This window comes from Streptosporangium brasiliense (assembly GCF_030811595.1).
GTDB classification, from domain to species: Bacteria; Actinomycetota; Actinomycetes; order Streptosporangiales; family Streptosporangiaceae; genus Streptosporangium; species Streptosporangium brasiliense.
On sequence record NZ_JAUSRB010000002.1, the window covers coordinates 2,060,319 to 2,077,908 of the forward strand.

Consider the following 17,590-nt stretch of genomic DNA (forward strand, 5'->3'; position numbering starts at 1 on the left):
GGCCGTGTGACCTTCCACCTCCGAAGGTGATGCACTTCTCTAGAGAAATCAATGATCGCAGGGGACAGGTCAACCTATCGGTTGACGGATCGTCTTGATCTATGAATCGAAGTCGTATTGGAGTACATAAGAGGCGGCGTCGAGGATCATCTCGTTGACCTCGACCGGGACGCCGCCCGCGGTGTAGGCGATCCGGCCGATCACGATGACCGGGGTGCCGGCCGGCAGGTCGAGCTGGACGGTCTCGTGAGGATGGGGCATGCGGGCCCGCACCTCCTCGCTGAAGCGCACGGGGGTGTGGCCGAGGTCGCCCAGGCGCGCGTAGACGCCCCCGGGTCCGGTGTCGGGCTGTGTGATCGGGGTGTCCTCCACCAGGGCGGCGGGGAAGTGGGAGACCGACAGCTGGACCGGCCGGCCGTCCACCGAGTAGCGCCGCCGCCGCACCCACACCTCGGTGCTGTTGAGCACCCGGGCCACGGTGTCCTCGGCGATCTCCCTGTCGATGTTCATGTCGTCCACGGTGTAGGGGCGGCCTCTGGTGTCGGACTCCCAGATCGCCTGGCCCTGCCCCCACTGTTCATGGGAGAGCCGCCGGGAGCCGTGCCGCCTGATCGGCCGGAACTGGCGGACGTAGACTCCCGAGCCGCGCTTGGGCACGGCCAGTCCTTCGTTGATGAGCACGGAAAGGGCCTGTCTGGCGGTCGCGCGGGCTATGCCGTACTCCGCCATCAGGGCGTTCTCGCCCGGAAGCCGATCCCCGTCTCGGAGCTCGCCGGACAGGATCGCTTCGCGAAGCCCGTCGGCGATGCGCCGATAGATCGGGGGCTCGGGAGGAACCGGGGACTGCTGCACGTTTGATCACCCTCTGTCACCAACCGGGTTTGGCGTCTCCAGAGAACTTGCCCCGTCTTGTCCACGATCGCACAGATGCAGAGGTTGGTCCCGTGCTTCTTTTGAGAGGATCGTGCCTGTGTGACAATCTCCGGGAGTTTTCCCGGTCCGTTACCGTGGAACGGTCCCAGCCGCTATTGGCTGGGCCCACCATCGCCGGGTGATGGACGCGGCCAGAACAGCACCCGCTGTATTGACCAGCACGTCGTCGACGGAGCTCACCCGGCCCAGCCGCAGGCCGTACTGGAGGAGTTCGACGGTGAGTGACGCCGCGGCGGCCACGGCGGCGACCCTGGTGAGTGAGGCGGAGCGCGCCGAGCGGACCGGGAGCATCGCGCCGAGTGCGGCGAAGACCAGCAGGTTACCCCCGACCTGCACGAACGCCGTCTCACCCGGCCCCTGAAGCACCGCCCACAGGTCCCTGAAGGGGACGAGGCTGAAGCCGCCGGGGCCCGCCGTCGGGGTGAGGATCATCCAGATCCAGGGGGCGGTCCCGGCCGTCACGGCGACGTCGGCGACGGCCGTGCGGACGGGGAGGGGATGGCCGGCGCGGAGGCGGCGGAGGGCGAGGAGACGGGCGGCGGCGAGGGCCAGCGGGAGCGCCACCACAGCCGTGATGATGATATTTCCCCATACCTGCCACACCTGGTACATGGGGCAATGATGCCGGGTCCGGGCCCCCCGCCGGGCGGCCCCTGCGGTTACGGGAAGGTGACCTTCAGGCAAGGGTCTCCGCCCGGAATGTCACCCGCGCCGGCCGGCGGCTACCCGAGATGGCGCCTGAGGAAGCCCACGGCCCGGTCCCAGGCGACCGGCGCGGCCTCGGGGTCGTAGAACTGAGGCGCCTCGTGGTTGTGGAAGGCGTGCCCGGCCTGCTCGGCGACGTGCATCTCGATGTCCGGCCGCCCCGCCGCGGCCTCCTCCACCTTGGCGACCTGCTCGCGGGGGATGTAGGGGTCGGAGCCGCCGAACACGAACAGCACCGGAGAGGTGATCTTCTCCATCAGGCCGGCGGCGTCCGGTACGGCGGAGCCGTAGAACGACAGCACCGCGTCCACCTCGGTGGTGGCCGCCAGGAGGTAGGCGATCGAGCCGCCCAGGCAGAACCCCACCGCCGCGGCCCCTCCCTCGGCCTCGGGCAGCCCCTTCAGGTGCGCCAGCGCCAGGGCCGAGTCGGACACCCCGTGCGGGACGTCGAACTCGGAGGCCACCTTCATCGACGCCGCCAGCCCGGCCTCGTCGTGGTCGGCCACCCAGTTGCGCCGCAGCCGCCAGAACAGGTCGGGCGCGCCGACGACGTATCCGAGCCCCGCGAGGTCCTCGGCGACCTTCCTGATGTAGGGGCCGACCCCCCAGACCTCCTGGATCAGCAGGACGACCGGCCCCCGGCCGCTCTCCGGCAGCCACAGGTGCAGGTCGAACGTGCCGTCGGCGACGGTGACCGTCTCGGTGCGGGCTTCCATGGATCCTCCTGCGGACTGATCGGGTGGGACGACCAGTGAACCGCATACCCGCTGAGCCGCAAGAGTTGCGAGCCGTGCCGGCCGATGACGCGGTTCCCCTTTCGGCAGGGGGCTCCATGGACCGCCGCCGGCCGCGTAGCCCTCACGTGAGGTCGATCATCAGGACCCGTGCCCGGCCGCCACAAAGTACACTATTCCTACAGTTAGTGTAGGTAATATGGGGATTTCTGTGTCCCGCGCCTGCGCGACGGCACGGTAAGGCGTATCGACGAGGAGAAATGCCATGTCTGAGATGGGTTCATCCACTCCGTCCTCATCGCTCACACCGTCACCCACTCTCACGGGGACAGCCACCCCGACTCCGACGCCCACGTCGAGCCCCACGCCCACGGGGACGCCCACGTCGAGTCCCACGCCCACGTACCCCACCCCTCCGCCGACCTCGCCTGGGCTCGAACGTCCGGGCATGCCGGACGTCGATGTCCACGGGAGCATCTTCACGAAGGCGGCCGGCGGATTCGTCGCCGAGCACGACGAGCTGGTGAAGGACGTCCGCCGGATTCTCGACGCCATCGCCGCACTGGGCGATTTCGCCGGCACGGACGAGACGGCGAACACGTTCAGGCAGGGCTATTCCACGGCGTTGAAGAAATCCGAGACGTACGTCAACGCGCTACACGACGTCTATCCCGCGGTCGCCGAACGGCTGGCCGGAATGAAGATCGGCTTCGAGGTCGCGAACTGGGCCGGCATCGAATCCCTGCCGAAAGTGTCCGACCCGCCCGAGTACTCGAAGTCGGACAAGAAGTTCAACCCCTGACGTTTCTTGGAGACCTGATGATCACACCGGACGACGGCACATCCTTCCTCGACGAGGAAATGCGCCGCCTTCTCGCCCAGTTCCAGGCCGAAACTCGGCCGCTGGAAGAATTGCAGGAGGGCCTCAACGCCATCCGCGGCCGAGGTGAGGCGGCCAATGGTCAGGTGAGGGCCGAGGTGCTGCCGACCGGCGCGCTCGGCAGCCTGCGCATCGACCCGCGGGCGATGCGGCTCGGCGCGGACGCACTGGCGGAGGCGGTGCTCGCCGCCGCCGGCGCCGCCGCCACGGACCTGACCGCGCGGCTGGCCGGGATGATGACGGACGGCCTGACCCCGTTCGCCGACGGGGTCAGGCGTTTCAGCCGGGACTAGCTACGTGGTCACCTCAGCCGGGACTGGCTACGTGGTCACCGGCGGTCAGTATCCGCGCCAGCGCCTGAACTGGTCCTGGCCTGCGGCGACACCCAGCTTGGCGAGCATCTGCTCCCACGTGGGCAACAGGCCGGCCGGATCGTCGATCACGTCGCCGGGCCGGTCGAGCGCGTTCGCCGTGGTGCTGAAGATGGTGGAGCCGGTCAAGAACACGACGGCGTTCCGCGCCGCCTGGTTCTTCGGCAGCAGGTCCGCGGCCTTTCCGAAATTGGCGGGATCCACGTGGTAGAAGACCATGGCCGCGGCGAAGTTCTTCAACATGTACTCGCCGCGGTCGCCCCACGACCCCATGTCCTCGCCTCTGGCCAACTTGAGCCCGTCAACGACCGCCTGGTCCAGGACCGTGTAGGCGAGGCTGCCGCCCGCGGCGTAGATGAACCGCTTCCCCACCGCATGATTGAACATCTTGAGCAGCAGCCGTGCCTGCGACCTGCGCATCGCCCAGTTGATCATCACCTGGACCTTCTTGTCGATCGCCGGCCAGCAGAAGAACATCAGCAGCTCGATCCACTGGATCATGGCCATCGTCCGGAGCGCGTGCTGGGTCTGCTCCAGCATGCCCGCGTAGTCGTCGACCGCGTCGGCCAGCCCGCGGATGTACGCGGACGTCCGCGGCGGATAGGGCGCGATCTCGTTGTTGAAGTATTTCCTGAAGGCGTCGATGCCCGCGCCGGAGTTGGGCGGCCGCCACACCTTGCCCGCGACCTCCTCCACGTCGTCCAGGCTGACGTCCACTCGCTTGGCCAGCTGCCGCAACAGCCGCGCGGCCTCGCGCGCCTTGGCCGGATCGCCATCGGGGTAGGCGACGGCCAGCATCTGCAGGACCACGCCGCCGACACCGACGGCGGAGAACAGAAACCCTGTCATCGGAAGCGACTTGGGGGATGGACTCACGTAACAGATCCTTTTTCTACCGCCGGACGTCCTGCTCTCCGAGCTCAGGTCCGTCCGGAATCCTGTCAATATCATCTGCCACGTTAGCCCCATAGCTGGATCAATATCGCCATTTCCGGCAAAACAAAAAAAGGCGTTCGAGGATATAAATCCTCTATTTCAGCATGCCTGGGATGGTGTGATCACGAGGTTCACAAGTCGGCCTTAATTCGTAGTCCAAACTACTTTCTCCACCTCCACGCTCACGGCTCCGACGGCGGGGTTGGCCGGGGACGGGGCCAGTCGGAAGGGCCGGCCGGGTGGGCTGGAAGCGGGCCAGGGGCGTTCCCTCGGTGCGGGGACAAGGCACTTCGGTGCGGGGGCAGGGCGCCGAAAATCATGTCGCCGGGCATCCGGCTGAAGCGTAGGGTGCGGACGTGAATCCTGCTGATTTCTACACAGGTATCGTCGCCGATCTGTACGGGCCGCTGAAGTCCTTCGTCCAAGACCCGGAGCCCTACGCGGCCTTTGTCCAAGAGGCCGGTTCCCCGGCTCTGGAACTGGGGTGCGGAGACGGCGACCCGTTGCTCGAACTGCGCCGCCGCGGTCTGGACGTCGAGGGCGTTGACGCCTCGGCGGACATGCTGGACCGGTGCCGCCGCCGGGCGCGGGAGCAGGGCGTCGATGTCGTCGTCCACCACCAGCGCATGGAAGCGCTCGATCTGCCACGCCGCTACCGTGCGATCTTCCTCGCCGGGCCGACCTTCAACCTGCTCCCCGACGACTCCACCGCGCTGGCCGCCCTCCGCGGCATCCGCGACCACCTCGCCGTGGGCGGCACCGCCCTGGTGCCGCTGTTCGTCCCGTCGCCCACGCCCGCCGAGCAGATCGGCCGGGTGCGCACCGCTACGGCGGACGACGGTGCCGAGTTGCGTGTCTCGATGCTGTCCGAGGAGCGTAGCGATTCCACGCGGACGCAGACGGCGGTGCTGCGCTACGAGCGCTACCGCGACGGCGAGAGCACCGTCGTGGACCGCCCCTGGGTGCTGCACTGGTACACCCGCTCAGGGTTCGAGGGCCTTGCCGCGGCCGCCGGTCTGACCGTGGTGTCGGCCCTGGAGGCGCCAGACGCCTCCGACCTGCAGTTCCAGCTGCGAGCCGCCGACTGAGGCGCACCTGGTGCGATGTGACGCGGAGCCCCGGCGAGGCCCGTCCGCCCGCCGGGCCGGTCAGATGCTCCTGGTCAGCGCGCGGGAGATGCCCAGCGCCGCGGCTTTGACGACGGGGGCCAGCCGGGTGGGCTGGAAGCGGGCCAGCGGGACGGAGACGGACAGGGCGGCGACGGCCATGCCGTCGCCGAACACGGGGGCCGCGATGCAGGCCCCGCCGAGCTGGGCCTCCTCGCGTTCGTAGGCCAGGCCCGCCGCCTGGATCTGGCCGATGGTCTCCTCGAGCCGCTGCGGGTCCACGATCGAGTGAGGGGTCAGGCGGCGCAGGGGACGGCCGAGGACCTCGTCGATCAGGTCGGGCCCGGAGAAGGCCAGCAGGGCCTTGCCGATCCCGGTGCAGGTCAGCGGGAGCCGTCCGCCGACACGGGAGGGCAGGGCGAACGCCTCCTGGCCGCGGATCTTCTCGACGTAGACGACGTCCAGGCCGTCACGCACGCCCAGGTGGACGGTCTCGTGGGTCGCCTCGTAGAGGTCGTGCATGAAGGGCAGCGCCGCGTGTCTCAGATCCCGTTCGAGGGGCACGATGCAACCGAGTTCGAAGAGCCGGCGGCCGAGGTAGTAGCCGTCCTCGCGGCGGGCGACCGCGCCGATCTCGGTGAGCTCGGTGAGCAGCCGGAAGGCCGTGGTCTTGGGCAGATGGCAGCGTTCGGCGACGTCGGCCAGGCGCAGGGGGCCTCCCGTGGGGCGGAACGAGTCGAGCACGAGCCACGACTTCTCCAGCATCGAGAGGCGGTCCGGGTTCCGTTTCACGGAACGCATTGTTGCCGATGAACGGCTCCCACCTCTATACCCATACCTAGTGACCCATCGGGGTCCTATCGTGAGGAGAAGTCTTGTCTGACCAGGTAACCCACTTCATCGGTGGGGTGCCGGCGGCCGAGGGCGCGACGTTCGCCACGCACGACCCGGTGACCGGCCGCCCGGTCCGCCGGGTCCACGAGGCGGACCGGGCGGTCGTCGACCGGGCGGTCGCCGCCGCCCGCGCGGCCCTGCCGGGATGGGCGGCGCTGCCGGTGGCCGAGCGGGCCGCCTGGATGCGCCGTCTCGCCGACGCGATCGAGGAGCGCTTCGAGGATCTGGTGGCCGCGGAGATCGCCGACACCGGTAAGTCGATCACCCAGACCCGGACGCTGGACATCCCGCGGGGCGCGGCGAACTTCCGGTCCTTCGCCGAGATCGCCGCCCAGCGCCCGGAGAGCGCCTTCCACCTGAAGGACGTGCTGAGCTACACCGTGCGCAGGCCGCTGGGTGTGGTCGCGGTGATCGTGCCGTGGAACCTGCCGTTCCTGCTGGCGACCTGGAAGATCGGCCCCTCGCTCGTCGCGGGCAACACCATCGTGGTCAAGCCCTCGGAGCACACGCCGGGCTCGGTCGCGGTGCTGGCGGAGATCGCCGCCTCGATCGGACTGCCGCCCGGTGTCCTGAACGTGGTGCACGGGTTCGGCGCCGGCTCCACCGGCCAGTTCCTGGTGGAGCACCCGGGGGTGGACGCGGTCACCTTCACCGGCGAGAGCCGTACCGGGTCGACGATCATGAAGAGTGTGGCGGACCGGGTCAAGCCGGTCTCGTTCGAGCTGGGCGGCAAGAACGCCGGGCTGGTCTTCGCCGACGCCGACCTGGACGCGGCCGTCGAGGGGAGCGTGCGGTCGGTCTTCACCAACGGCGGCCAGGTCTGCCTGTGCACCGAGCGGCTCTACGTGGAGCGGCCCGTCTTCGAGGAGTTCACCGCGCGGCTGGCCGAGCGGGCGGGGGAGCTGAGGTTCGGGCGCCCCGCGGACGAGGACACCACGATGATGCCGATGATCTCGGCGGAGCACCGGGACAAGGTGCTCTCCTACTACGGGCTGGCCAAGGACGAGGGGGCCCGGATCCATGCCGGGGGCGGCGTGCCGCACTTCGGGGACGACCGCGACGGCGGCTACTACGTCGAGCCGACGGTGCTGACCGGCCTGTCCCGCGACTCCCGGGTGAACCGGGAGGAGATCTTCGGCCCGGTCTGCCACATCGCCCCGTTCGACACCGAGGCCGAGGCGGTCGAGCTGGCCAACGACAGCGATTACGGCCTGGCGGCGACGGTCTGGACCGCCGACCTGAACAGGGCCCACCGGGTCGCCCGGTCGCTGGAGGCCGGGCTGGTCTGGGTCAACACCTGGTACCTGCGGGACCTGCGCACCCCGTTCGGCGGGGTGAAGCTGTCGGGCATCGGCCGGGAGGGCGGCACGCACTCGCTGGACTTCTACTCCGAACCCACCACGATCACGATCAAGCTGGAGCCGGGACATGACTGAGTGGAGCGAGGCGACCGACGTGCTCGCCGAGGCGGCCGACCGGCTGCTGGAGGCGGCCCGGAGCGGCAAGCCCTGCCCGCCGGTGCGTGAGACGCTGCCGGTCGGGACCGCCGAGACCGGCTACGCCGTACAGGAGATCAACACCCGGCGGGCGCTGGACGACGGGCGGCGGCTGGTCGGGCGGAAGATCGGCATCACGAGCCCGGCGGTGCAGAAGCAGTTCGGGATCGACGAGCCGGACTTCGGCATGCTCTTCGCGGACATGGCCTGCCTCGATGGCCTGCCCATCCCGGCCGGCCGCTTCCTGCAGCCCAGGGCCGAGGCCGAGGTCGCGCTGGTCCTCAAGAGCGACCTGGTCGGCGGGCCGTTCACGGTGGCGGAGGTCATCCGGGCCGTCGACTTCGCGCTGCCCGCGATCGAGATCGTCGACAGCCGGATCGCGGGGTGGGACATCGCGCTCGTCGACACCATCGCCGACAACGCCTCCAGCGGCGCCTTCGTCCTGGGCAACACGCCCGTCCCGCTCGCCGGCCTGGATCTGCGGCTGGCCGGGATGACCATGAGCCGGCGCGGGCAGGAGGTCTCCACCGGCGCGGGCGCGGCCTGCATGGGGCACCCGCTGAACGCCGCCGTCTGGCTGGCCAACGCGCTGGGCGGCAGGGACTTCCCGCTGCGCGCCGGGGACATCGTGCTCACCGGCGCGCTCGGCCCGATGGTGCCCGTCGAGCCCGGCGACGTCTTCGAGGCCGTCATCGACGGTCTCGGTTCGGTGCGGGCGGTGTTCTCATGACCCTCGGCGACACCGGCGCGGCCACGCCGCCGCCCGCGGAGCGAGTGAAGATCGCGATCATCGGTTCCGGGAACATCGGCACCGACCTGATGTTCAAGGCGCTGCTGTCGGAGCGGGTGGAGGTCGTCGCCATGGCGGGCATCGACCCCGACTCCGACGGCCTGGCCCGGGCCCGCCGCCGTGGGGTGGCCACCACCCACGAAGGGGTCGAGGGCCTGGTCGGGCTGCCCGGCTTCGCCGGTGTGGACCTCGTCCTCGACGCGACCTCCGCGAAGGCGCACCTGCACAACGACCGGGTGCTCAGCGCGCACGGCAAGCGGGTCATCGACCTGACCCCCGCCGCCGTCGGGCCCTACGTGGTGCCGCCGGTCAACCTGGACGACCACCTCGGCGAGCGCAACCTCAACATGGTCACCTGCGGCGGGCAGGCGACGATCCCGATCGTGGCGGCGGTGGCCTCGCAGGTCCCCGTCCGTTACGCCGAGATCGTCGCCTCGATCGCCTCCAGGTCCGCCGGGCCCGGCACCCGCGCCAACATCGACGAGTTCACCGAGACGACCTCACGGGCGATCGAGGAGGTCGGCGGGGCGGCCAGGGGCAAGGCGATCATCGTCCTCAACCCGGCCGAGCCGCCGCTGATCATGCGTGACACGGTCTACTGCCTGGTCGACGACTGCGACGAGGCCGCCGTGGCGGGAGCCGTACGGGCCATGGTGGACAGGGTCCGCGACTACGTGCCGGGCTACCGGCTCAAGCAGGACGTGCAGTTCGAGAGGGTCCCGGCCGGAGAGCCGCTGCCCGACGGGAGCCGGACCGGCGGGACCAAGGTGAGCGTCTTCCTGGAGGTGGAGGGCGCGGCCCACTACCTGCCCGCCTACGCGGGGAACCTGGACATCATGACCTCGGCCGCGCTGCGCACCGCCGAACGGCTGGCGGAGCGGCCGGACCGCACCGGGCAGAGCATCGAGACAGGGGTGGGCGCGTGAGGCTCTATGTCCAGGACGTGACGTTGCGGGACGGCATGCACGCCATCCGGCACCGCTACACCACGGCCCAGGCCGCCGAGATCGCCGCCGCGCTGGACGCCGCCGGCGTGGCGGCCATCGAGATCGCCCACGGCGACGGCCTCGCGGGAGGCAGCTTCAACTACGGCGCGGGCGCGCACACCGACGACGAGTGGATCGAGGCGGTCGCGGGAGCCGTACGGCGGGCGAGGCTGACGACCCTGCTGCTGCCCGGCATCGGCACCATCCACGACCTCAGGCGTGCCCACGCGCTCGGCGTGACCTCGGTCCGGGTCGCCACCCACTGCACCGAGGCCGACATCTCCGCCCAGCACATCGCCACCGCGCGGGAGCTCGGCATGGACGTCGCCGGGTTCCTGATGATGTCCCACATGGCGCCCGCCGAGGAGCTGGCGCGGCAGGCCAAGCTCATGGAGTCGTACGGCGCGCAGTGCGTCTACGTGACCGACTCCGGCGGCCGGCTGACCATGGACGGGGTCCGGGACCGGGTCCGCGCCTACCGCTCGGTGCTCGACGAGGGGACGGAGATCGGCATCCACGCCCACCACAACCTGGGCCTGGGCGTGGCCAACTCGGTCGTCGCGGTCGAGAACGGCACCTACCGGGTCGACGCCTCCCTCGCCGGGATGGGCGCGGGCGCGGGCAACTGCCCGATCGAGGTGTTCGTCGCGGTGGCCGACCTGATGGGCTGGGAGCACGGCTGCGACCTGCACGCTCTGATGGACGCGGCCGACGACCTGATCAGGCCGCTGCAGGACCGGCCGGTCCGGGTGGACCGGGAGACGCTGACGCTCGGCTACGCCGGGGTCTACTCCAGCTTCCTGCGTCACGCCGAGGCGGCGTCGTCGCGTTACGGGGTCGACACCCGGACGATCCTGACCGAGGTGGGCCGCCGCCGGATGGTCGGCGGGCAGGAGGACATGATCGTGGACATCGCGCTGGACCTGGCGCGGGCGGAGGGAGAGCGATGACGGAGGCATCCGGCGCCGGCCATGGGGCGGGCCCCGCGACCGGCGCGATCGGCCTCGCCGGAGTGGAGGGGGAGCGGTGACCGACATCCGCGGGCTCGCCGCCGTGCTGGACGAGGCCGCGCGGACGGTCCGCGCGGTGCCGCAGCCCGGGCAGGGCTACGACGTGGCCGCCGCCTACCGGGTCCAGGAGGAGCTGCTCCGGCTCCGGATGGAGCGGGGCGACCGGCTGTCGGGGGTGAAGCTGGGCTTCACCAGCGAGGGCAAGCGCCGCCAGATGGGCGTGCACGACGTGATCTTCGGCCGGGTGCCGGAGTCGTCGGCCATCCTCGACGGCTCATACGCCGATATTTCGTGCTACATCCACCCTCGTGTCGAGCCGGAGGTCGTCTACCTGATCGGCCACCGCATCGCCACGGTCGCCGACGCCCTCGCGCCCGGCGCCGTCGCGGCGGTCGCCCCCGGCATCGAGATCATCGACTCGCGCTATGAGAACTTCCGGTTCTCCCTGCCGGACGTGATCGCCGACAACACCTCGGCCGCCGGATACGTGGTCGGCCCGTGGCGGCCCTACGACCCCGCCCGGTGGAACCTCGGCGTCGTCTTCGAGGTCGACGGCCGTCCCGTCCAGACCGGGTCCACCGGCGCCATCCTCGGAGATCCGCGCCGGGCCGTCGTGGAGGCCGCGCGCCTGGCCGCGGCCCACGGGGTGGTCCTGGAGCCCGGGTGGATCCTGCTCGCCGGGGCCGCCACGCCCGCCGAGCCGCTGACCCCCGGCGCCCACGTCAGGGTCGAGGTCCAGCACCTGGGCTCGGTCTCGTTCACCGCCGCACAGGCCCCGTCCGACGTCGTGGGAGGACAGTCATGAGCGACGGACTCGTCGTCAGCGGGAAGGCCACGCCGCGCGGAAGGTTCCCGCACGTCAAGCGGGCCGGGGACCTCATATACGTGTCCGGCACCAGCTCCCGCCGGCCGGACGACACGATCGCCGGAGCCGAGGCCGACGGGTCCGGCGCGATGAAGCTCGACATCGCCGTGCAGACCCGGGCCGTGATCGAGAACATCGGCGACATCCTCCGGGCGGTCGGGGCAGACCTGAGCGACCTCGTCCAGATCACCACCTACCTGGTGGACATGGACGACTTCGACGGATACAACGCCGTCTACGCGGAGTATTTCGACGAGAGCGGCCCGACCCGCACCACCGTGGCCGTCCACCAGCTTCCCCACCCTCACCTGCTCATCGAGATTCAGGCCGTGGCCCACCGACCGGAGGAACGCCAGTGATCCCCCCCATCGACTTCAGCAAGTGGATCGACGAGCACGCGCACCTGCTCAAGCCGCCGGTGGGCAACAAGATCATATTCGAGGGGGCCGGCGACCTCATCGTGATGGTCGTCGGCGGCCCGAACGCGCGGACCGACTTCCACGTCGACCCCTACGAGGAGCTGTTCTACCAGGTCCGCGGCAACATGCACATCAACGTCATGACGCCCGAGGGGCCGGAGACCGTCCACGTCCGCGAGGGCCAGATGTGGCTGCTCCCGGCGGGCCTGCCGCACTCGCCGCAGCGTCCGGAGGAGGGATCGGTCGGCTTCCTGGTGGAGCGGGTCAGGCCGGAGGGCGTGCTGGAGAAGTTCCGGTGGTACTGCCTGGAGTGCAACGCGGTGGTCCACGAGGTCGAGCTCCAGGTCCGTGACATCGTGGCCGACCTGCCGCCGATCTTCCAGGCCTTCTACGACGACGAGAAGGCCCGCACCTGCGACGGCTGCGGCGCGCTCCACCCGGGCAAGGGGTAGCCCCCGGTCGTCGACGTCCACACCCACTGCGTCCACAGGGGCCGGCCGGCCCCTGTGGACGCAGTGGCTCCGACTTCCCCACCCGCCGGACGGAGGTTCCGCGTCCCGGAACGGCCCAATATCCTGGCCTTCGCCGATGTCGGGATGATAGAAGGGCTGGTAAGCACCTAACCCGGAGATGATTCGTGACCATCAGCCGCGCGGACTGCGCCGCCCTCGACGCCGACGACCCCCTCAAGCACCTCAGGGACGAGTTCGTCCTGCCTGACGAGACGATCTATCTGGTCGGCAACTCGCTCGGCGCCATGCCCGTGGCGGCCTCGGCCGCGACGGCGCGGGTCGTGACGGAGGAGTGGGGCCGGCAACTGGTCGGCGGCTGGAACTCCGCCGGCTGGTTCGACCTGCCGCTGACCACCGGCGACCGCCTGGCCCCGATGATCGGCGCGGGCCCCGGGCAGGTCGCGGTGGGCGACACCACCTCGATCGCGATCGTCAAGGCCGTCTCGGCCGCGATGCGCCTGCGCCCCGGCCGCCGGGTGGTCGTCTCCGACCTGGCCAACTTCCCGACCGACCGCTACGTGGTCGAAGGGCTGGTCAAGGCGGTGGGCGGCTACGAGGTCCGCGACCTCGGGGTCCTCGACGAGGTGCTGGCCGACGACGTCGCCTGCGTGCTGATGTCGGAGGTGGACTACCGGACCGGGGAGCGCCACGACACCGCCGCGGTGACCGCGCGGGTCCAGGCGGCGGGCGCCCTGATGATCTGGGACCTGTGCCACAGCGCCGGCGCCTACCGGGTCGACGTGTCGCAGGCCGACTTCGCGGTCGGGTGCACCTACAAATACCTCAACGCCGGCCCCGGGGCCCCGGCGTTCGTCTACGCCCACCCGCGTCACCACGCCGAGGCCGAGCAGATGCTGACCGGCTGGCACGGCCACGCGGCGCCGTTCGCGTTCGAACCGGGCTACCGCCCCGCCGAGGGCATCCGGCGCTTCACCGTGGGCACCCCGCACGTGCTGTCCTTCGCCCCGCTCAACGCCTCGCTGGACATCTGGGAGCGGGTGGACCTGGACCAGGTCCGGGCCAAGAGCGTGGCGCTGACGTCGCTCTTCATAGAGCTGGTCGAGAAGCTGTGCGCGCCGTACGGCCTTGAGGTGGTCACCCCCCGCGACCCGGAGCGCCGCGGCAGCCAGGTCAGCCTCCGCCACCCCGACGGCTACCCGGTCATGCGCGCGCTGATCGACCGCGGCGTCCACGGGGACTTCCGTGCCCCCGACATCCTGCGCTTCGGCTTCGCCCCGCTCTACATCCGCTACGTCGACGTCTACGACGCGGCCGCCATCCTGGCCGAGGTGCTGGACAAGGAGCACTGGCGCGACGAGCGCTACCAGCAGCGCCTGGCCGTCACCTGAGAGGCGTCGTTCCATGGGATGGAACCCTCCTGGTTCCATCCCATGGAACGGGGCGTGGCCGGAGGTGGGCGGAACCAGGACCCTGAGGGCGTTCCTTCCTTTCCTGTGAAAGGTCGCGCCATGCGCCACTTCCTCCGGCATGCCCTGATCACTTCCGGCGTCGCGGGTCTCGTCCTCGTCTCCGGGACGGCGGTGCGGGCAGCGGCCCCCGACGATCCCGGCATCCCCTCGGTCTGCGGCGACCGCCGCCCGGCCGACCCCCAGCCCGGCACCTACGGCATGCAGCTCGACGGCACCTTCCGGCACCCGTCCCTGACCCCGGCGGGAGAGGAGCGCTTCTCCTTCCCCGGCGGTGCCCAGGACATCTTCGGCAGGACCAAGGGCTACGACCCGGAGTCCTACATCGAGGGCCCGATCAAGCTGGAGGCCGCCTACCGCGGCCCCGCGTTCACCCCGGACTACTTCCACAGCTGGCAGAACATCGTCGACTTCGACGGCCGGCGCTACCTGTTCCAGTACGACCGGAGCGAGGCCCGCGTCTACGACGTGACCGACGTCAGGAAGGTCAAGATCGTCGAGTCGCTCAGCCGCGGCGACGTCAAGGCCGAGTACGGCGAGAACGTCGAGCTCAAGGACGGCAAGGACTGGAAGGCCCACGACTACTGGGGCGCCTCCACCATCCAGTGGAACGCCAGGCTCGGCGCCTACGTCATGGTCCAGAGCTTCGAGCAGAAGCGCCAGGTCGGCGAGCTGGGTGACTCGGTGGAGCACTCCAAGTTCCACAACCCCGAGGGCGTCCGGAAGCTCCGTGAGACCACGAGCTTCAAGGGCTTCAAGGTCTACCGGCTCGACGGCCCGCGCAAGAAGGACTGGAAGCTGCTGGCCACCGTCACCACCGACGGCTCGGCGGACAATCCGCTGAACGCGCCGGTGGACGGGCCGCAGCAGGGCTCCGGCTCGCTGGACGTGCCGTACTGGACCGGCGGCAAGTACATGTTCGTCGCCGCGGCTCCGCTGGACACCTGGAGCAACACCGAGGTGCCCACCTACCTGTACTCGGCCGGCTACCAGGCCTACGACATGTCCGACCCGGCCAGGCCGAAGAAGATCGGTGAGTGGCACCGGAAGGGCCAGGTCGCCGACGAGTCCGCCGACTACGCCAGGAACCCGCGCTGCGGCAACCAGACCTCCTGGATGGGCGCGCGCATGCCGCTGGCCGTCCCCAAGCCGGTCGAGGAGGGCGGCAGGTACGGCTTCGCGGCCCTGGGCGGCTACGGCCTGTCGGTGCTGGACATCTCCAACCCCGCCAAGATGAGCGAGGTCGCCCACCTGGACCTGCCCATGTCGGTCGGCGGCACCGAGGCCGACAACGTGGACGTCTCCCAGTTCGAGAAGACCGGCATGATCTACGTGTCCGGCTACCCGCTGGGCGAGGACTGCCACGAGCCCTACAAGGACATCTTCCAGATCGACGTCCGTGACCCGGCCCGGCCCCGCATCGTCGGCGCCCTGCCCCGGCCCCGGCCCGCCGCGGACGCCCCGTTCGGCGACTACTGCCAGCGCGGCGGCAGCTTCGGCCCCAAGCGCTCGGGCTACTACACCTCGCCCGGCGACCCCCGGCAGGGCCTGCTGCCGTACGCGTTCTACAACGCGGGCGTGCAGTTCTTCGACACCCGCGACCTGAAGCACCCCAAGATCGTCGCGCAGTTCGTCCCGTCGGGTTACGGCAAGGGCGTCCCCGACTACGCGCTGGGCAACCAGACCCACGGCACCTACGTCGAGTGGGACCGCAAGATCGTCTGGGTCTTCACCAACGACGGCATCTACGCCGTCTCCTCCAAGAAGCTGCTTGGCGCCCCGGACCTGGGCAGGCCCGCCCGGCCGTTCCGCAACAGCGCCAGGTGATACCTCGCCCGGCCGGGGCCCCCACCCCCCGGCCGGGTGGGAGGAGGGGTCTCCCCGCATGCGTAGGATGGGCGCGCCCACAAGGCGCTCTGCACCATCCGATGTTCAGGGAGACCCCCGTTCCATGCTGACGACCTTCGCGGTCACGGCGCTTGTAATGATCATGATTCCAGGGCCCGACCAGGCCCTGATCACGCGCAACGCCCTCGCCTTCGGCCGCACCGCCGGCCTGTTGACCATGTTCGGTGGCCTGATCGGCCTCACCGTCCACGCCACCGCCGCCGCCATTGGGCTGTCGGCCCTGCTGCTGGCCTCCGCCACCGCCTTCACCGTGTTGAAGGTCGTGGGCGTCGTCTATCTGCTCTGGCTGGGCATCCAGGCCCTGCGCTCCAGCCGCCGCACGGCCGCGGCCCCGGAGCCCGCCGCCCTGGCGGCCCGCTCCCCGATGCAGCACGTCCGCAACGGTTTCCTGTCGAACACGCTCAACCCCAAGGTCGCGCTGTTCTTCGTCACGTTCCTGCCGCAGTTTCTCCCCGCCCACGGCGACACGCTGAACCAGGCCATGCTGCTGTCGGCCATCTTCGCCGGGCTCTATCTGCTCTGGTTCAGCTTCTACAACGTGGCGGTGGACCGGATCGGCGCCCTGCTCCGCACGCCCCGGATCCGGGCCCGGGTGGAGCAGGCCACCGGCCTGCTCCTGGTCGGCTTCGCGATCAGGCTGGCCGTGCAGCAGCCCTGACCCGGCCCCGGCTCACGTCCCGGCTCCGGCGGGCCGAATCCGGCCCGCCGGGCGGGTGGCTCACTTGTCGGACAGGCGGCGGCCCTTGTACATCGGGTGCTTGGTCTCCCAGTATCTCCAGCCCTCCACCCTTGCGGGGACGCTGGCGATACCGGTGGCGACCAGGTGCGAGGTGCAGTCCTCGAGCTGGTGCCATGACGAGAAGCCCACCCGGTAGCCGAAGACGCGGTACCACAGGTTGCCGTACATCCCGTCGCTGACTTCCTGCGTGTAGTCGTGCCCGGTCTCGACGATGAGCTCCTCGGCGAGCAGGGGGTTGACGTTGTTGCGCAGGCGGCGGAGCAGGGCGCGCGTGTCTTCGTCGGTGAAGGTGGTGGTGCCGACGGCCCTGGCGGTGGAGTCTCTATGGAGCCTGTCGATCTCGGAATTCTTCTCCCTTTCGATCTCGACCTCGAAGTAGACCCGGTGCTGCCGCCGGACCGACGCCGTCATCGTGCCGCCGGGGCCGTCGATGAAGCGGGTGCGGGGAACGAAGAAGTTCCTCGGCTTGAAGGAGTGGAACCTGAAGAAGTTGCCGGGCGAGCACCTCCTGTCGGCCTCATCCCTGAGCGTGGCGTTCCGCGGGTCGCGCCCCCTGTGCGGGTCGTCGGCCGCGAACACGGGTGGGGCGACGGCGGTGGTCAGGGCCATGGAGAGAGATCCGGCCAGGGTCAGGGTCGCCAGCCTCCGCATCGGCCGGGGGCGGGTGGCGGTGGCTCCCCTCCGGGGATTGGACATGAACATATGGAGATACCGTTCCTTCCGGAACGCGGCCCGCGGCCGCGACTAACTCGCGGGCCGGAATACGGCCCATGCCCGTCCGCTTGGTGACTCAGCGTGACATTGGAGATCCTTACAGCCACCGAGGGTGGCTTCGCGACGCCATGCCGAGGCGGAGTCCACTAAACAGGGAAAGTCACG

The 17,590-nt window shown here is 70.1% G+C and carries 19 protein-coding genes; 13 read left to right on the top strand and 6 right to left on the bottom strand.

The window, feature by feature from the left end; all coding sequences use genetic code 11:
• Positions 1 to 99: 99 nt before the first annotated feature.
• From J2S55_RS18315 to J2S55_RS18325, 3 genes are all read right to left on the bottom strand, one after another.
• Positions 100 to 852: a GntR family transcriptional regulator gene (locus J2S55_RS18315; protein WP_306862246.1), complete on the bottom strand. Its 753-nt coding sequence runs from the start codon at positions 850 to 852 to the stop codon at positions 100 to 102.
• Positions 853 to 1,002: 150 nt separating this feature from the next.
• Positions 1,003 to 1,545, bottom strand: a complete 543-nt coding sequence (locus J2S55_RS18320; RefSeq protein ID WP_306862249.1) for a VanZ family protein — start codon at positions 1,543 to 1,545, stop codon at positions 1,003 to 1,005.
• A 110-nt stretch (positions 1,546 to 1,655) separates the two neighbouring features.
• Entirely contained in the window at positions 1,656 to 2,354 is a 699-nt protein-coding gene (locus J2S55_RS18325; RefSeq protein WP_306862251.1) for a dienelactone hydrolase family protein, read from the bottom strand.
• 466 nt (positions 2,355 to 2,820) lie between these two features.
• Between J2S55_RS18325 and J2S55_RS18330 the strand changes: the two genes are divergently transcribed.
• Positions 2,821 to 3,174, top strand: a complete 354-nt coding sequence (locus tag J2S55_RS18330) for a hypothetical protein (RefSeq protein WP_306862254.1) — start codon at positions 2,821 to 2,823, stop codon at positions 3,172 to 3,174.
• Between the two features lie 17 nt (positions 3,175 to 3,191).
• Positions 3,192 to 3,545 (top strand): YbaB/EbfC family nucleoid-associated protein, encoded by a 354-nt coding sequence (locus J2S55_RS18335; protein ID WP_306862257.1) that lies wholly within the window; start codon positions 3,192 to 3,194, stop codon positions 3,543 to 3,545.
• A 45-nt stretch (positions 3,546 to 3,590) separates the two neighbouring features.
• Here the strand turns inward: J2S55_RS18335 and J2S55_RS18340 are convergent, their stop codons facing one another.
• Positions 3,591 to 4,472, bottom strand: coding sequence for a hypothetical protein (locus J2S55_RS18340; protein ID WP_306862259.1), 882 nt, complete (start codon positions 4,470 to 4,472; stop codon positions 3,591 to 3,593).
• A 443-nt stretch (positions 4,473 to 4,915) separates the two neighbouring features.
• Between J2S55_RS18340 and J2S55_RS18345 the strand changes: the two genes are divergently transcribed.
• The gene (locus J2S55_RS18345; protein WP_306862261.1) at positions 4,916 to 5,647 is read left to right on the top strand and encodes a class I SAM-dependent methyltransferase; all 732 of its coding nucleotides are present in this window, start codon (positions 4,916 to 4,918) and stop codon (positions 5,645 to 5,647) included.
• Positions 5,648 to 5,707: 60 nt separating this feature from the next.
• Here J2S55_RS18345 and J2S55_RS18350 read toward each other — a convergent pair whose 3' ends face one another.
• Positions 5,708 to 6,466 carry an IclR family transcriptional regulator gene (locus tag J2S55_RS18350; RefSeq protein WP_306862264.1) on the bottom strand — a complete coding sequence of 253 codons (759 nt, stop codon included), beginning with the start codon at positions 6,464 to 6,466 and terminating at the stop codon, positions 5,708 to 5,710.
• A 74-nt stretch (positions 6,467 to 6,540) separates the two neighbouring features.
• On the opposite strand from J2S55_RS18350, the gene J2S55_RS18355 reads away from it, so the two are divergent.
• The 10 genes from J2S55_RS18355 (at position 6,541) to J2S55_RS18400 (ending at position 16,630) form a co-directional block, all read left to right on the top strand.
• Positions 6,541 to 7,995: a 2-hydroxymuconic semialdehyde dehydrogenase gene (locus tag J2S55_RS18355; RefSeq protein WP_306862266.1), complete on the top strand. Its 1,455-nt coding sequence runs from the start codon at positions 6,541 to 6,543 to the stop codon at positions 7,993 to 7,995.
• Positions 7,988 to 8,785, top strand: coding sequence for a 2-keto-4-pentenoate hydratase (locus tag J2S55_RS18360; protein ID WP_306862269.1), 798 nt, complete (start codon positions 7,988 to 7,990; stop codon positions 8,783 to 8,785). Before J2S55_RS18355 ends, J2S55_RS18360 begins: the two co-directional genes overlap by 8 nt.
• Entirely contained in the window at positions 8,782 to 9,771 is a 990-nt protein-coding gene (locus J2S55_RS18365) for an acetaldehyde dehydrogenase (acetylating) (protein WP_306862272.1), read from the top strand. The genes J2S55_RS18360 and J2S55_RS18365 overlap by 4 nt, the downstream gene beginning before the upstream one ends.
• Entirely contained in the window at positions 9,768 to 10,781 is a 1,014-nt protein-coding gene (gene dmpG / locus J2S55_RS18370; protein WP_306862276.1) for a 4-hydroxy-2-oxovalerate aldolase, read from the top strand. The genes J2S55_RS18365 and dmpG overlap by 4 nt, the downstream gene beginning before the upstream one ends.
• Before the next feature lie 76 nt (positions 10,782 to 10,857).
• A complete protein-coding gene (locus J2S55_RS18375) occupies positions 10,858 to 11,646 on the top strand; it encodes a 2-keto-4-pentenoate hydratase (RefSeq protein ID WP_306862279.1) in 789 nt (262 codons plus the stop codon).
• On the top strand, positions 11,643 to 12,065 hold the full coding sequence (locus tag J2S55_RS18380; RefSeq protein WP_306862282.1) for a RidA family protein: 423 nt from the start codon (positions 11,643 to 11,645) through the stop codon (positions 12,063 to 12,065). Before J2S55_RS18375 ends, J2S55_RS18380 begins: the two co-directional genes overlap by 4 nt.
• A complete protein-coding gene (locus tag J2S55_RS18385; RefSeq protein ID WP_306862285.1) occupies positions 12,062 to 12,577 on the top strand; it encodes a 3-hydroxyanthranilate 3,4-dioxygenase in 516 nt (171 codons plus the stop codon). The genes J2S55_RS18380 and J2S55_RS18385 overlap by 4 nt, the downstream gene beginning before the upstream one ends.
• Positions 12,578 to 12,762: 185 nt before the next feature.
• Positions 12,763 to 13,986 carry a kynureninase gene (kynU, locus tag J2S55_RS18390; protein ID WP_306862288.1) on the top strand — a complete coding sequence of 408 codons (1,224 nt, stop codon included), beginning with the start codon at positions 12,763 to 12,765 and terminating at the stop codon, positions 13,984 to 13,986.
• Between the two features lie 120 nt (positions 13,987 to 14,106).
• Entirely contained in the window at positions 14,107 to 15,891 is a 1,785-nt protein-coding gene (locus J2S55_RS18395; protein WP_306862291.1) for an LVIVD repeat-containing protein, read from the top strand.
• Between the two features lie 124 nt (positions 15,892 to 16,015).
• Positions 16,016 to 16,630 carry a LysE family translocator gene (locus J2S55_RS18400; RefSeq protein ID WP_306862294.1) on the top strand — a complete coding sequence of 205 codons (615 nt, stop codon included), beginning with the start codon at positions 16,016 to 16,018 and terminating at the stop codon, positions 16,628 to 16,630.
• Between the two features lie 60 nt (positions 16,631 to 16,690).
• Here J2S55_RS18400 and J2S55_RS18405 read toward each other — a convergent pair whose 3' ends face one another.
• Positions 16,691 to 17,407, bottom strand: coding sequence for a hypothetical protein (locus tag J2S55_RS18405; RefSeq protein ID WP_306862297.1), 717 nt, complete (start codon positions 17,405 to 17,407; stop codon positions 16,691 to 16,693).
• Positions 17,408 to 17,590 lie beyond the last annotated feature (183 nt).

Coding starts and splice junctions, on each gene's coding strand:
- J2S55_RS18350 (WP_306862264.1), bottom strand. CDS start 6,466: ATGCGTTCCGTGAAACGGAACCCGGACCGCCTCTCGATGCTGGAGAAG.
- J2S55_RS18380 (WP_306862282.1), top strand. CDS start 11,643: ATGAGCGACGGACTCGTCGTCAGCGGGAAGGCCACGCCGCGCGGAAGG.
- J2S55_RS18320 (WP_306862249.1), bottom strand. CDS start 1,545: ATGTACCAGGTGTGGCAGGTATGGGGAAATATCATCATCACGGCTGTG.
- J2S55_RS18330 (WP_306862254.1), top strand. CDS start 2,821: ATGCCGGACGTCGATGTCCACGGGAGCATCTTCACGAAGGCGGCCGGC.
- J2S55_RS18340 (WP_306862259.1), bottom strand. CDS start 4,472: ATGACAGGGTTTCTGTTCTCCGCCGTCGGTGTCGGCGGCGTGGTCCTG.
- J2S55_RS18395 (WP_306862291.1), top strand. CDS start 14,107: ATGCGCCACTTCCTCCGGCATGCCCTGATCACTTCCGGCGTCGCGGGT.
- J2S55_RS18360 (WP_306862269.1), top strand. CDS start 7,988: ATGACTGAGTGGAGCGAGGCGACCGACGTGCTCGCCGAGGCGGCCGAC.
- J2S55_RS18400 (WP_306862294.1), top strand. CDS start 16,016: ATGCTGACGACCTTCGCGGTCACGGCGCTTGTAATGATCATGATTCCA.
- J2S55_RS18325 (WP_306862251.1), bottom strand. CDS start 2,354: ATGGAAGCCCGCACCGAGACGGTCACCGTCGCCGACGGCACGTTCGAC.
- J2S55_RS18335 (WP_306862257.1), top strand. CDS start 3,192: ATGATCACACCGGACGACGGCACATCCTTCCTCGACGAGGAAATGCGC.
- J2S55_RS18405 (WP_306862297.1), bottom strand. CDS start 17,407: ATGTCCAATCCCCGGAGGGGAGCCACCGCCACCCGCCCCCGGCCGATG.
- J2S55_RS18365 (WP_306862272.1), top strand. CDS start 8,782: ATGACCCTCGGCGACACCGGCGCGGCCACGCCGCCGCCCGCGGAGCGA.